This window comes from Desulfonatronum lacustre DSM 10312 (genome assembly GCF_000519265.1).
GTDB lineage: Bacteria > Desulfobacterota > Desulfovibrionia > Desulfovibrionales > Desulfonatronaceae > Desulfonatronum > Desulfonatronum lacustre.
Genome location: NZ_KI912608.1, coordinates 1,928,582 through 1,942,192, shown reverse-complemented (window position 1 = coordinate 1,942,192; position 13,611 = coordinate 1,928,582). Strand labels below are relative to the sequence as shown.

At 59.1% G+C, this 13,611-nt stretch carries 14 protein-coding genes and 1 other RNA gene (1 of these 15 running past the window's edge); 14 read left to right on the top strand and 1 reads right to left on the bottom strand.

Annotation, left to right across the window (positions count from 1 at the left end; all coding sequences use genetic code 11):
• Positions 1-59 precede the first annotated feature (59 nt).
• From glmU to cydB, 14 genes are all read left to right on the top strand, one after another.
• Complete coding sequence (glmU, locus tag DESLA_RS0109140; RefSeq protein WP_028572218.1) at positions 60-1,436, top strand: bifunctional UDP-N-acetylglucosamine diphosphorylase/glucosamine-1-phosphate N-acetyltransferase GlmU; 1,377 nt, start codon at positions 60-62, stop codon at positions 1,434-1,436.
• Positions 1,437-1,512: 76 nt separating this feature from the next.
• Positions 1,513-1,689 (top strand): hypothetical protein, encoded by a 177-nt coding sequence (locus DESLA_RS23170; protein ID WP_169732613.1) that lies wholly within the window; start codon positions 1,513-1,515, stop codon positions 1,687-1,689.
• Between the two features lie 7 nt (positions 1,690-1,696).
• Entirely contained in the window at positions 1,697-1,993 is a 297-nt protein-coding gene (zapA, locus tag DESLA_RS19635) for a cell division protein ZapA (RefSeq protein WP_051434534.1), read from the top strand.
• A 3-nt stretch (positions 1,994-1,996) separates the two neighbouring features.
• A non-coding RNA gene (ssrS, locus tag DESLA_RS22395) (6S RNA) lies at positions 1,997-2,178 on the top strand.
• A gap of 253 nt (positions 2,179-2,431) precedes the next feature.
• Complete coding sequence (gene rny / locus DESLA_RS0109125; RefSeq protein WP_028572217.1) at positions 2,432-3,991, top strand: ribonuclease Y; 1,560 nt, start codon at positions 2,432-2,434, stop codon at positions 3,989-3,991.
• Between the two features lie 14 nt (positions 3,992-4,005).
• Positions 4,006-5,229 carry a tyrosine--tRNA ligase gene (gene tyrS / locus DESLA_RS0109120; protein WP_051434533.1) on the top strand — a complete coding sequence of 408 codons (1,224 nt, stop codon included), beginning with the start codon at positions 4,006-4,008 and terminating at the stop codon, positions 5,227-5,229.
• A gap of 20 nt (positions 5,230-5,249) precedes the next feature.
• On the top strand, positions 5,250-6,110 hold the full coding sequence (locus tag DESLA_RS0109115) for a 4-hydroxybenzoate octaprenyltransferase (RefSeq protein WP_051434532.1): 861 nt from the start codon (positions 5,250-5,252) through the stop codon (positions 6,108-6,110).
• Between the two features lie 60 nt (positions 6,111-6,170).
• On the top strand, positions 6,171-6,725 hold the full coding sequence (locus tag DESLA_RS0109110; protein ID WP_035261614.1) for a hypothetical protein: 555 nt from the start codon (positions 6,171-6,173) through the stop codon (positions 6,723-6,725).
• A gap of 42 nt (positions 6,726-6,767) precedes the next feature.
• Entirely contained in the window at positions 6,768-6,974 is a 207-nt protein-coding gene (locus tag DESLA_RS0109105; RefSeq protein WP_028572213.1) for a type II toxin-antitoxin system HicB family antitoxin, read from the top strand.
• The gene (locus DESLA_RS23675) at positions 6,967-7,182 is read left to right on the top strand and encodes a type II toxin-antitoxin system HicA family toxin (RefSeq protein ID WP_084031985.1); all 216 of its coding nucleotides are present in this window, start codon (positions 6,967-6,969) and stop codon (positions 7,180-7,182) included. The genes DESLA_RS0109105 and DESLA_RS23675 overlap by 8 nt, the downstream gene beginning before the upstream one ends.
• 69 nt (positions 7,183-7,251) lie before the next feature.
• Positions 7,252-10,011: an excinuclease ABC subunit UvrA gene (uvrA, locus tag DESLA_RS0109100; RefSeq protein ID WP_028572212.1), complete on the top strand. Its 2,760-nt coding sequence runs from the start codon at positions 7,252-7,254 to the stop codon at positions 10,009-10,011.
• 116 nt (positions 10,012-10,127) lie between these two features.
• Complete coding sequence (locus DESLA_RS0109095; RefSeq protein WP_028572211.1) at positions 10,128-10,547, top strand: RrF2 family transcriptional regulator; 420 nt, start codon at positions 10,128-10,130, stop codon at positions 10,545-10,547.
• A gap of 52 nt (positions 10,548-10,599) precedes the next feature.
• The gene (locus tag DESLA_RS19630) at positions 10,600-11,976 is read left to right on the top strand and encodes a cytochrome ubiquinol oxidase subunit I (RefSeq protein ID WP_051434531.1); all 1,377 of its coding nucleotides are present in this window, start codon (positions 10,600-10,602) and stop codon (positions 11,974-11,976) included.
• A 61-nt stretch (positions 11,977-12,037) separates the two neighbouring features.
• On the top strand, positions 12,038-13,063 hold the full coding sequence (cydB, locus tag DESLA_RS0109085; RefSeq protein WP_028572210.1) for a cytochrome d ubiquinol oxidase subunit II: 1,026 nt from the start codon (positions 12,038-12,040) through the stop codon (positions 13,061-13,063).
• A gap of 123 nt (positions 13,064-13,186) precedes the next feature.
• On the opposite strand, the gene DESLA_RS0109080 is transcribed toward cydB, so the two are convergent.
• Positions 13,187-13,611, bottom strand: partial view of a helix-turn-helix domain-containing protein gene (locus tag DESLA_RS0109080; protein WP_028572209.1) — the 3' end only. Its footprint extends 520 nt past the window's final position; the window shows 425 of its 945 coding nt (coding positions 521-945); its start codon lies beyond the right edge, outside the window; its stop codon occupies positions 13,187-13,189.

The window sequence follows — 13,611 nt, the reverse complement described above, 5'->3', positions numbered from 1 at the left end:
TTAGAGGGCGCGTGGTTTGACCTGCAGCGACCACGCTCTGTGAGCCAACGAGGATGATTATGCAAGCGGTTCAATCACTTTCAGCCTTGGTTTTAGCGGCGGGCAAAGGGACGCGGATGCATTCCGACAAGCCCAAAGTGTTGCACACGCTGCTGGGTGAACCCATGCTGTGGTATGTCTTGGAGGCCGTCAGGCCTTTAGCGGGCGAGGGTGCGTACACGATCATCGGTCACGGCGCGGACTTGGTCCGGAAGCAGTTTCCGGGTGAGCGGTTCATCCTGCAGAAAGAGCAACTGGGCACAGGACATGCCGTGCTCTCGGCTTGGTCCGAAATTTTGGCCGGGAATGTCCGCTGGTGTCTCGTGATCAACGGAGATACGCCGTTGATCGACGGTGTGATGCTTGAACGGTTCTGCGCGGCCATGATGCATGACGGGGTTGATCTGGCCTTCGTGACGACAACCCTGGACGACCCGTTGTCCTACGGGCGGGTTGTGCGCGATGCCGCCGGGTCGGTTCGCGGCATCATCGAAGCCAAGGATTTTGACCCGAAGCGCCACGGAGAGCCCACCGGCGAAATCAACGCCGGGATTTACTTGTTGCGGGTTGCAACCATGGGACCGCTGCTTTCCAAAATTTCAGCCGACAACAAACAGGGCGAATACTATCTGACCGATCTCGTGGACCTTGCGGTGCGCGGTGGTTTGCGGGTGGGGACTCTGGCCGCCGGAGACCCCTTGGCCTGCATGGGCGTGAACAGTCCCTTGGAATTGGTCGCATCCGAGGATGCGTTACGTCGGCGAATTGCTCAGGCCTTGCTGCAAGGCGGCGTGACGATCCATTTGCCTGATTCCGTGAGCATCGGGCCGAGGGTCGTCGTGGAGCCCGGGGTGGAGATTTTCGGCCCTTGCGAGATGTATGGAGCCGCGCATGTCCGCCGAGGGGCGGTCCTGGAATCCCATACCTGGCTCAAGAATTCGCGTATCGGCTCCGGAAGCGTCGTTCGTTCTTTTTCACATCTTGAGGGGGCCTCCGTGGGAGAGGGCTGCGTCGTAGGGCCGTATGCCCGTTTGCGACCAGATGCGGTTTTGGAAGCGGGTGCACGAATCGGAAATTTCGTGGAGATGAAAAAGGCCAGGCTGGGAAAGAATGCCAAGGCCAGTCATTTGACGTATCTCGGAGATGCCGAGATCGGAGAAGACGTCAACATCGGTGCCGGGACCATCACCTGCAATTACGACGGGAAACGCAAGCACCGCACCGAAATCGGCCCCAGGGCGTTTATCGGCAGCAACTCCGCGCTGGTGGCCCCGGTCAGGATCGGAGCTGACGCCCTGGTGGGAGCGGGCTCGGTGATCACCAAGGACGTACCTGACGCCTCCTTGGCCGTGGCCCGCGGGAAGCAGCAGTGCTTCGCCAGACGGAAGCCGGAATAGCCGGCGCTCAAATCAAAGAACATCCAGGTTAAATTATTTCTTGATCATTTCTGTCTTTCCAGGATATGTGAAACGCATGGACATACTCACTCAGTTCGAAGAGAAAATTGACCGACTGTTGCAACGGATTCAAACCGTTGAAGATGAAAATCTTCGCCTCCGGGAAGAGCTGGAGGCGGAAAAAAATCAGAAACAGGAAGTTTTGAGTCGGATTGACAACCTCTTGAAGAAAATTCAAGAAGCGGCTATTTAATCTGCTCATGCCCAGTCATACCATATCAGTCTTGGGGTTTGAATTGGCCTTCAAGGCTGATGCGGATCAAGCCCAGGTCGTTGCCGCCAGAAAGGAGATCGAAGAGCGGTTCGCCGTGCTGAAAACACAGGGCAAACATATGAGCAGGGAAAAACTCCTGGCGTTTTTAGCGCTGGGTCTAGCGGATGATTATCTCCTGACATGCAAAAAATTGGGGCAGTTGGAGACAAAGCTGGAAAAATTGCTTCACCGGATGGAACAAGACGATACTGCCGGGAATAATATTGATACACAGTCGGAATAATTCAATCCCCTGGAAGGTTCGTGATCATCGAGTACTTTTTTGAGCCAATATAGTCCCAACGGGAGCCGCTTCCAACCGGGCGGTGCGCAGACCCAGTCATCTGGGGAGCCTAAAGTCCGGACAGTGGCGCCCACCTTGCAAAGCAAGGTTCAAAGAAGCTCATGACACGGCTTTCCGGGGTTTTATCGATACACAAGCCTGTTGTTTTTTTCGATATTTCTCCGTTCAACACAGTCCTCGGTCCGTCGCCGTTCACGTCCTTCCAGCCTCCCCCGAAACACCCGGTTTCGGCTTTTTTATATCCCCCGACCCATATGACGCCACGCCCGTGGCGACCTCTGCATGCAGGCGATTTCGTTCCTTTGATGGCGGGTGCGACAGCGTTTGTGCGGCCCATTGCTGGAATGGGCGAGATGATTTGGAAAAGGGGAGAATCCCATGTCGATAGAGAGTGTTTTTATACTGCTTTTCGGCCTGCTGGCCGGAGGTGCCGTGGTCCATCTGGCCCTGCGGCACATCTCCGGGACCAAGGTCAAGGAAGCCGAGGAACTGGCCGGGAAGATTCTGGAGGAGGCCCGCAAAGAGGCGCAAGTCCAAAAGAAGGAGCTCCTTCTGCAAGCCCAGGACGAGATATTTCGGCGCAAGAAGGAGCAGGAACAGGAACACCGGGACCGGGAAAGCGAACTGAAAAAACAGGAAACCCGGTTGCAGGAAAAGGAAGAACGGCTGGAGCAAAAGCTGGAAAAGGCCTCTCAGAAGGAGAGCGAGGTTGTTCTCCTGGAAAAAAATCTCATTCAGCGGGAACGGGATTTCGCGGTCCAGGAAGAACGGCTGGCGGAGATGACCTTGTCGCAGCAAAAACGGTTGGAGGAAATTTCCGGATTGACCGTCGAGGAGGCCAAGAAGCGGCTGATGGAAGAGATCGAGAGCCAGGCCCGACACGAATCGGCCAAGACATTGCGCCAGCTTGAAAGCGAAACCAGGGAAAATGCCGACCGCAAGGCCAAGGAAATTCTGGCCACGGCCATTCAACGCTATGCCGGGGAGTTCGTCACCGAACAAACCGTTTCTTCCGTGGCGTTGCCCAGCGAGGACATGAAGGGCCGAATCATCGGGCGGGAAGGACGCAATATCCGCGCCCTGGAGGCGGCCACGGGCGTGGACTTGATCATTGACGATACACCGGAAACCGTGATTCTTTCGGCCTACAGCCCCTTGCGCCGCGAGGTGGCCAAGCAGTCCCTGGAACGGCTGATCAGCGACGGACGAATTCATCCGGCGCGCATTGAGGATATCGTTCGCAAGGTCGAGCAGGAAATAGACGTCAAGCTTCGGGAATGGGGCGAGCAAGCCACCTTTGACGTGGGCGTTCACGGCATTCATCCGGAAATCATCCGTTTGCTGGGGCAGTTGCGCTATCGAACCAGTTTTTCCCAAAACGTTCTGCAACATTCCTTGGAAGTCGCCTTTGTCTGCGGAATCATGGCCGCTGAACTTGGCCTGGACGTGAAGAAGGCCAAGCGGGCCGGCCTGCTGCACGATATCGGCAAGGCCGTGGACCATGAAGTGGAAGGCCCTCATGCCACCATCGGCGCGGATCTGGCCAAGAAGTACGGAGAAGGCAAGGACATCGTTCACGCCATTGCCGCCCACCACGAGGAAGTCCCGCCCAAGAGCGTGATGGCCGTATTGGTACAGGCGGCAGACGGCCTTTCCGGGGCCCGACCCGGGGCGCGCAAGGAGCTGTTGGAAAATTACGTCAAGCGCTTGGAGGATCTGGAAGGCATGGCCACGGGCATGGAAGGCGTGTCCAAGGCGTTCGCCATTCAGGCCGGGCGCGAGCTGCGGGTCGTCGTGGAGTCGGATCTGGTGGACGACGACAAGACGTTTTTGTTGTGCAATGATCTGACCAAGAAGATCGAGCAGAATCTGACCTACCCCGGACAAATTCGGGTTACCGTGATCCGTGAGCGGCGGGCGGTGGGGTATGCCAAATAATGAAAAGCCATGACATGAGTTGCAAGGAAGAGTGCTCTAAAAGGGTGGTGACCAAGGCCGAGCTGGAGCAAATTCAACGCGGCACGGTGGAGATCATCGACCTGGAAGAACTGAAGACCAAGATCGGCCGGGGCAAGCCCCTGCGGGTCAAGGCCGGATTCGACCCCACGGCCCCGGACATCCACTTGGGCCACACGGTGCTGATTCAAAAGCTGAAGCATTTCCAGGATCAGGGCCATGACGTCATCTTCCTGATCGGGGACTTCACCGGCATGATCGGCGACCCTTCGGGCAAGTCCGAAACCCGCAAGACCCTGACCCGGGAAGCTGTCTTGGCCAACGCCGAGACTTACAAGCGCCAAGTGTTCAAGATTCTCGATCCGGACAGGACCACGGTGGCCTTCAATTCGCACTGGATGGACGCCTTCACCGCGGCGGATTTCGTCCGGCTCTGCTCGCACTACACCGTGGCCCGGATGCTGGAGCGGGAGGACTTTTCCAATCGTTACGCATCGGGCAAGCCCATCGCCGTTCACGAGTTTCTCTATCCCCTGGTTCAGGGCTACGATTCCGTGGCCCTGCGGGCGGACGTGGAACTGGGCGGAACGGATCAGAAGTTCAACCTGCTCATGGGGCGGACGTTGCAGCGCGACTACGGCCAGGAGCCCCAGGTGATTCTGACCGTGCCGATCCTGGAAGGTTTGGACGGCGTGCAGAAAATGAGCAAGTCGCTGGGTAATTACATCGGTATCGAGGAGCTGGCCGGAGATATGTTCGGCAAGGTGATGTCCGTCTCGGATCAGCTGATGTGGCGCTACTACGAACTTCTGTCCGATAGTTCCCTGGCCGAAGTGGCCAGGTTGCGCGACGACGTGGACCAGGGACGGCTGCATCCCAAGCAGGCCAAGGTCGAGCTGGCCCTGGAGCTGACGACCCGGTTTCATGGCGCGGAACAGGCACGGGCCGCCCAGGACGCCTTTGAGCGGGTCTTCGCCAGAAAGGAAAACCCCGAGGACATGGATGTTTTCCAGGCGACTCACGGCCCTGAAAGCCGGCTCCTGGCCATTTTGGACGCGGCGGACCTGTGCCCGTCCCGAGCCGAGGCCAAGCGCCTCTGCCGCCAGGGAGCCTGCACCGTGGACGGCGAGAAGCTCCATGATCCCGAGCAGGTTCTGGAGCCGGGAGAGTACGTGCTGAAGGTCGGGAAGAAGCGGTTTATGCGGGTTGTCGTCAGGTAAATGTCATTCAACGTATCATTATGAACATCTTCTGGCATCGATTGCGGATGGTCTTGGCCATGGTCAAGATCGAACACTCGGTTTTCGCCCTGCCGTTCGCCTACTCCGGCGCGTTCCTGGCGGCCGGCGGCTGGCCGGGGTGGCGGGTGTTTCTGTTGCTGACTTTAGCCATGGTCATGGTCCGTTCCTTTGCCATGGCCATGAATCGCATTCTGGATCTGCGCTACGACCGCCTCAATCCCCGGACCCAGTCTCGTCAACTGGTGACCGGAGAGCTGAGCGTCCGGTTCACGTCTTTTTTCGCCCTGGGCACGGCCCTGGTTTTCGTGTTGGCCTGTGCGGGCTTGAACACCCTGTGCCTGCTCCTGGCCGTCCCGGCCCTGCTCTGGTCCGCGGCCTACAGCCTGACCAAGCGCTTCACCTGGTTGTGCCATTTCTTTCTGGGCTCGGTCCTGGGGCTGGCCCCCGTGGCCGGATGGATCGCCGTTGATCCCCAGTTCGCGCTTCCGGCTGTGCTTTTGTTTTTCGGCGTGCTGTTCTGGGTGGCCGGATTTGATATTTTTTACGCGGCTCAGGACGTGGAGTTCGACCGATCCCACGGCCTGCATTCCGTTCCCGCCGCCTTCGGCCTGGAGACGGCCTTTGCCCTGGCCGGGTTCAGCCACGTCCAGGCGGCCCTGTTTTTTCTGCTGGCCGGCCTTGCCGCATCCCTGGGCTGGGTGTACCTGTTGGCCTGGGCTATTGTCGCCGCGGTTCTGTTCTGGGAACATCGCCTCATCTCCCCCAGGGACCTCAGCCGGCTGAATATGTCGTTTTTTACCTTGAACGGCGTGGTGGCGGCGTTATTGTTTTTCGGAGTATTGCTGGATCTTGCGTTTTGAGATGATCTGCTGGTGCGGATTTATGAATATGCTTCAATTACCGGATGAAAAGGAGATATTATGAAATTGAATGCAGGGGATTGCACGCTGTACAGTGGCGGCGCTACGGGCGCGGAGGCGGAATTCGGGGCCATGGCTGAGCGGTTTGGGGTCGCGGAAGTGAATTTCACCTTTGAAGGCCACCAGATCTCCCGGACCCGGGGCATGCGGGTCCTGACCCAGGAGGAATTGCGCCGGGGGGACGTCAGCATGACCTATGTCTCCCGCCTGCTGAACCGAACCTACTCCAACGCGCCGATCATGCGCAAAGTCCTGCAGACCATCTGGTATCAGGTCAATAACGGCATGGAAATCTACGTCATCGGCAGCATCCAGGAAGACGGCACGGTCAAGGGCGGTACCGGCTGGGGCGCTGAGTTCGCCAAAATCTGCAACAAGCCGCTCTTTGTCTTCGACCAGGCCAAAAACGGCTGGTTCCGCTGGGAGCAAGCCGCCTGGCATTCCCAGGACACCCCGACCATCGCAAACATCCATTTTACCGGGACGGGGACACGGTTTTTGGAAGAGAACGGAAAGAAAGCCGTGGCGGAGTTGTTCGAGCGCTCGTTTGGGTGATCTTTTCAAAGGCTTGAAACTTGATTCCTCCAGGAGGACGAAGTGGAACTGACCGCGGTGCTTACACCGGCCGAAGAGGGTGGGTATGTTGCGCTCAACCCGGAAACAGGGACGACGACTCAGGGAGAAACCGTGGAAGAGGCGATTGAGAACCTGAAAGAAGCCACGGCGTTGTATCTGGATGAGTTTTCTTCTCCGCTTCATGGCCATCCACTTGTCACGACGTTCAACGTACCCGTGAATGCCTAAATTGCCTCGCGTTTCCGGCGCGGATGTCGTCCGGGCCCTTGGACGCCTTGGGTTTGAAGTCATGCGTCAGTCTGGAAGCCATGTGGTCATAAGGCGTGATGCCCGAGGTTGTGTGGTGCCGTTGCACAAGGAAATCAAGACCGGAACCCTTGCCGGGGTTTTACGTCAGGCCGGAGTTTCTTCAGATGAGTTTATGGCGACGTTGTAAACGGCATTTGACGGTGGATCTCGATAAATTTTACCAACAAGGCCCCTCGCGGGCCTTTTTTATTCTCTTATGGCTGAATCCGTTATTCATATCCAAGGTGCCCGCCAGCATAACCTGAAGAATCTGTCTTTGGACATTCCGCGGGACAAGCTGGTGGTGGTGTGCGGGCCGTCCGGTTCGGGCAAGTCCACCCTGGCTTTCGACATTATCTATGCCGAAGGGCAGCGCCGCTACGTGGAGTCGCTATCGGCCTACGCCCGGCAGTTCCTGCCGCAACTGGACAAGCCCCAGGTGGACAAGATCGAGGGGCTGTCGCCGGCCATCTCCCTGGAGCAGCAGACCCTGACCCGCAATCCCAGGTCCACCGTGGGCACGGTGACCGAGGTCCATGACTACTTGCGGGTGTTCTACGCCCGGTTGGGCCGGATGAGCTGTCCGAAGTGCGGGCAAGCCATTGAGGCGCGCAGCCAGGATGAAATCATCCAGGCTGTTCTGGGGTTGCCGACAAAGACAAAGTTTTTGCTTCTGGCCCCCCTGGTGGAAAACCAGAAAGGCACGCAGCAGGATCTGATGCGCAAGCTGAAGGCCCAGGGGTTCGTGCGGGTGCGGGTGGACGGGGCGGTGCTGCCGTTGGAGCCGCTTCCGGAGATCACCAAGAATCAACGCCACACCCTGGAACTAGTGGTGGACCGCCTGGTGGCCGGTCCGGAGATCCGCCACCGCCTCGCGGATTCTTTGGAGCTGGCCCTGAAGTACGGCAAGGGCCGGATTTCCATTCAGATCGTGGACGGAGAGGAGATGGTCTTCAGCACCACTTCGGTGTGCACCCGGTGCGATATCAGTCTGCCGCCTCTTTCGCCGCAACTGTTTTCCTTCAACAGTCCCCAGGGAGCCTGTCCGACGTGTTCGGGCATCGGCAGCGTGGAGTACTTTGAACCGGACCTGCTGGCCCCGAACAAGGGTTTGAGCCTGCGCCAAGGCGGGATCATTCCGTGGCGCAAGGCGACGGCCTTGGCCAGGTATGCCGACGGATTGCAACAGCTGGGGCGGGTGCATGGGTTCACCTTGGATACGGCACTGGCCGAGTATTCGCCGCAAGCCTGGGAAGCCCTGTTCCAGGGTGATGCGAGCGTATCCTGGGAAGGGGTGGTTCCGCTTCTGGACCGGGGGCATCAGGTGCTGGGACCGGTCTGGCGGGACGAACTGTCCCGGTTCCGACAGAATCGGCCCTGCCCTGCTTGCGGGGGCGCTCGCTTGAAGCCCGAGGCCCTGGCCGTCCGGGTCGAGGGGCTGAACATTCATGAGTTTTGCGGCCTGCCCGTGGTTCGAGCCTTGGAATGGCTGCGTGATCGGCGGTTTACCGGACAGCAGGAACTGATCGCCGGCCCGCTGCTCAAGGAACTGGTCCACCGGCTGGATTTTTTGGTCCGGGTGGGGCTGGATTACCTGAGCCTGGCTCGGACCATGTCCACGCTCTCCGGGGGAGAGGCGCAGCGCATCCGGCTGGCCGGACAACTGGGCTCCGGCCTGGTGGGCGTGACCTATGTCCTGGACGAGCCGAGCATCGGGCTGCATCCTCGGGACAATGCCCGGTTGCTGGCGTCGTTGCGGGACTTGCAGGAGCGGGGCAACACGGTGCTGGTGGTGGAGCACGACGAGGCCACGATCCGGGCCGCGGATCATGTCCTGGAACTGGGGCCCGGATCCGGAGCCCTGGGGGGCGAGTTGGTCTTCCACGGCACGGTGGACGGGCTGCTGCGCCACGAGGATTCCCTGACCGGGAAGTATTTGCGGGGGGATCTCGTTATCGCCGGACCTGAAAAACGTCGAAAAGGCAAAGACGCTTTGGCGCTGCACGAGGTGCGCACGAACAATCTGCGCGACCTGGACTGCACCATCCCCTTGGCCGCTCTGGTCTGCGTGACCGGCGTTTCCGGGTCGGGCAAAAGTTCCCTGGTTGTGGATTCTCTGTACAAGCACATCGCCTTGGCCAGAGGGATCAAAGTGGACACGCCGGGCAAGATCGGGGGTATCGAAGGCCTGGAGCGGGTGGAAAAAGTCATCGCCATTGATCAGACTCCCATTGGCCGGACGCCCCGCTCCAATCCGGCCACTTACACCAAGGTGTTCGACGAGATCCGCAAGATTTTTTCCACCACGGTGGAAGCCCGCAAACGTGGCTACGCTCCGGGGCGGTTCAGCTTCAACGTACCCGGAGGCCGCTGCGAGGCCTGCCAGGGGGACGGGCAGATCCGGGTGGAAATGCATTTCCTGCCGGACGTGTTCGTGACCTGCGAGGTCTGCGGCGGCCAGCGCTACAACCGCGAGACCCTGGCCATCGAATACAAGGGCCTGAACATTGCCCAGGTTCTGGACCTGACCGTGGCCGAGGCCCGCCGCTTCTTCACCAATTACACGGCTCTGGAGCGCCGCCTGGAGGTGCTCCAGGAAGTCGGGCTGGAGTATTTACGCCTGGGCCAGCCGGCCACGACTCTGTCCGGCGGGGAAGCCCAGCGGATCAAGATCTCCCGTGAACTGGGCAAGCGCAGCCTCCCCGGAACGCTGTACATCCTGGACGAACCCACCACCGGCCTGCACATGCACGAAACCGGAAAGCTGATTCACGTGCTGCAACGCCTGGTGGACAAGGGCGCATCCGTGGTGGTCATTGAGCACAATCTGGACGTGATCTGGGCCGCGGACCACGTCATCGACCTGGGCCCCGGCGGCGGCGATGCCGGTGGCCGTATCGTGGCCAGCGGTACACCCGAACAGATCCGGGACGACCCGGATTCGGCGACCGGACAGTTTTTACGAGAGATGCGGTGAAGGGATCGCGCTGATGGTTCTCAACGCGATCCTTGTTGACAAGGCTTCGTGCGCCCTATATAGGACAAAAAAAATCGCATTTATCCTTTATTTTGCAGGATGGAGACGCACAAATCATGATGTTGACCAAGGCTGGAGAGTACGCTGTACGCTGCATGCTCTACCTGACCACGGCGGGCACGGGGGGGGTTGTTGCCCGGCGGGATATTTCCGAGGCCATGGATATTCCCGGCCCGTTTCTGGCCAAGATCGCCCAGGAATTGGCTCGGGCCGGTTTGATTCAGATCGTGCAGGGTGCGCGAGGCGGTTACAGGCTGCTCAAGGCGCCGGAGGAAGTGACGCTGTTGGACGTGGTCGAGGCGGTTGAAGGGGAGATTTTTTTGAACGAGTGCATTATTCGTTCGGACGGTTGCGGGCGAAGTGATTTTTGCGGGGTGCATCAGGTCTGGCAAAAGGCCAGGGCGGGGTTGCGGGAGACCTTGAGCGTTCCGCTGTCCGAATTGAAGGACGTTGCTGACCGCTCTTGCCGACCATGACGGCGGAGACGATATGACGGTCTGGAATTTTCAACAATAAGGAGGCTCAGTAATGGACGTATTGTTGTTGTCGCGATTGCAGTTCGCCTTCACAACCTTTGTGCACTTCATCTTCGTGCCGCTGACCCTGGGGCTGTCGCTCCTGGTGGCGTATATGGAGTTCAAGTGGGTGCGCACCGGGGACGAGGTGTACAAGCGGATGGCCAAGTTCTGGGGGAAACTCTTTTTGATCAACTTTGCCCTGGGCGTGGTCACGGGGATTGCCCTGGAGTTTCAGTTCGGGACCAACTGGGCTCGGTATTCGGCTTATGTGGGAGACATCTTCGGCTCGCTGCTGGCCATTGAGGCGACCCTGGCCTTCTTCCTGGAGTCCACGTTTTTGGCGGTCTGGATTTTCGGTTGGAATCGGCTGTCCCCCAAGCTGCACAACGCCAGCATCTGGCTGGTGGCCCTGGCGGCCAATGTGTCGGCGTTCTGGATTCTGATGGCCAACGGCTGGATGCAGAATCCCACGGGATTCGTGCTGCGCGGGGATCGCGCCGAGCTGGAGAGTTTCGCGGCCTTGGTCACCAACCCCTTTGCTTGGCAACAGTTTTTGCACGTCCTTTTTTCGGCGTATGTACTCAGCGGTTTTTTTGTTTTGGGCATTTCGGGCTGGCATCTGGCTCGGGGCAGTAACGTGGATTTTTTCAAGCGTTCCTTTCAAATCGCCGCTCCCTTTACCCTGGTCTTCGCCCTGGCTCTGGTGGTGCAGGGGCATCATCACGGCTCCACTGTGGCCAGATATCAACCGGCCAAGCTGGCGGCCATGGAATCCCACTGGGACACCATGAACCGCGCCCCCCAATATTTGTTCGTGATTCCGGATCCGGCCAATGAACGGAATTTGGTTGAAGTTCTGCCCGTTCCCGGCGGCTTGTCCATGCTTGCCTATCATTCCTTCGACGCGGAGGTGACAGGGTTGAAGGATTTCCCCGCGGAGGACCGCCCGCCGGTGTTGCTGACCTTCGTTTCCTTCCGGACCATGGTCGGGCTGGGGTTCCTCTTCCCGGCACTGGCCGCATGGGTCTGGATCCGGCGCAAGAACCCGGAATCGTCTCCCACGTTGCTCCGCGTCCTGCCCTGGGTGATCCCCTTGCCTTACATCGCCATTCAACTGGGCTGGCTCGTGGCCGAGGTGGGCCGTCAGCCATGGATCGTGAACGGGATCATGCGCACGGAGGACGCCTTTTCCGCGGGGATCAGTGTTGGCCAGGTGTGGTTCTCGTTGCTGCTTTTCGGTCTGATTTACGGGCTGCTGGTGGCGGTGGACATCTACCTTTTGATGTATCATGGGCGAAAGGGGCCCAAATCCTCCGAGGACAAGAAAACCGCGGCGTCGGAATCCGGCTCCGGTTTTTCCGCGCGGCCCGAGGGAGCGTCGGCCTGATCTTGTCGGCTGATCCGGTCGGCATGATTCGAACCCAATCGACCATCAAGGAGATAACGATATGTTGGAAACCACATGGTTCATATTGTGGGGCGTGCTCTGGGCGGTCTATTTCGCCCTGGACGGATACGACCTGGGGATGGGCACGCTGATGCCCTTTCTGGCCAAGGATGAGCGGGATCGACGGATCATGTACAATGCCGCCGGTCCTTTTTGGGACGGCAACCAAGTCTGGTTGATCACCGCCGGCGGGGTCACCTTCGCGGCCTTTCCGGCCACGTACGCCGCCTTGTTCAGCGGTCTGTACACGGCGTTGATGCTCTTGTTGTTCGCCCTGATCCTGCGCGGCGTGTCTTTCGAGTTCCGGCGCAAGGTGGACAGCGAGCGCTGGCGCAAGGTCTGGGATTTTTGCCACGTCTCGGGCAGCTTTTTGCCGGCCCTGCTGCTGGGCGTGGCGTTCGCGAACATTTTTCAAGGCATTCCGCTCAACGCCCAGGGGATCAATGAAGGTGGGCTGCTGGATTTGCTCAACCCCTATGGTTTGCTGGGCGGGGTCTTGTTCGTGCTGATGTTTTCCCTGCACGGGAGTTTGTGGCTGGGCGTCAAGTCCGAAGGGCCCATCGCGGACCGGGCCGCGGCCATGGCCGAGAAGCTGTGGCTTGCCCTGATGGCCGTGGTGGTCCTTTTCCTTGTGATGACCGCCTTCGCCACCAGTCTTTTCGATAACTACCTGAACAATCCGCTCTTGTTCGTCGTGCTGCTCCTGGCCGTGATCGGGCTGATCCAAGCCCGCGTCTTTCTGGGCAAGCGGTCCATGCTTCTGGCCTGGGGGGCTTCGGCGGTGAGCATCATCAGCGTGACCCTCTTCGGAGTGATCGGCCTGTTCCCGGCGCTTTTGCCCTCCAGCCTGGATCCGGCCTACAGCATGACCATCGCAAATTCCGCTTCGAGCCAACTGACTCTGAAGATCATGCTGGGCGTGGTCCTAGTGTTCGTGCCTCTGGTCATCGCCTACCAGGCGTGGTTGCATATCACCTTTGGTCACAAGATCACGGATGCGGATCTGGAGTACGAGGAAGCCTACTGATAGACGACCTCCAACGCTTCATCCTGGAGTGGATGGTGGAAACCGTTCAAGGGATCGAAAAGGCCCGCCCTGGCTGAAAACTCAGCCAGGGCGGATTTTTTTTGAGCGATGCCGATTGCGGGGTTAATTTCGGTCGATTGGATATGTCTTGACCAGAACGTCCGTGCCATCGGAGTCCGTGACCACGAATTGAACCCGGGTCACGTCGTCCAGGTTTAAATCCGGAGGTAAGTGCAGACGCGTGGAAACGGGACGGAAGTTGCGGATGCTGAACCGGGGGATTTCCTCGTTGCCCAGGGCCGGAGCGGTGTGGTCGTCCTTGTTAAGGAAGGATACGGAGATAGCCCCGGAAATGAGTTCGTTGGAAAGATTGCGGATCTCGAAGTCCGCACGAAGGTTCCCTGGTCTGCGAGTCAGTTGCATATTGTCCAGTTCGACCATTTGCAGACTCATGTCCGGGCGTACCGTTGGGGCTTCCTCAGAGTCTTGAGCTTGTTCTTGAACCGCGGTCTGGTCCTCCGGGGCAACTGTCGGCGAGGCTGGCGCCT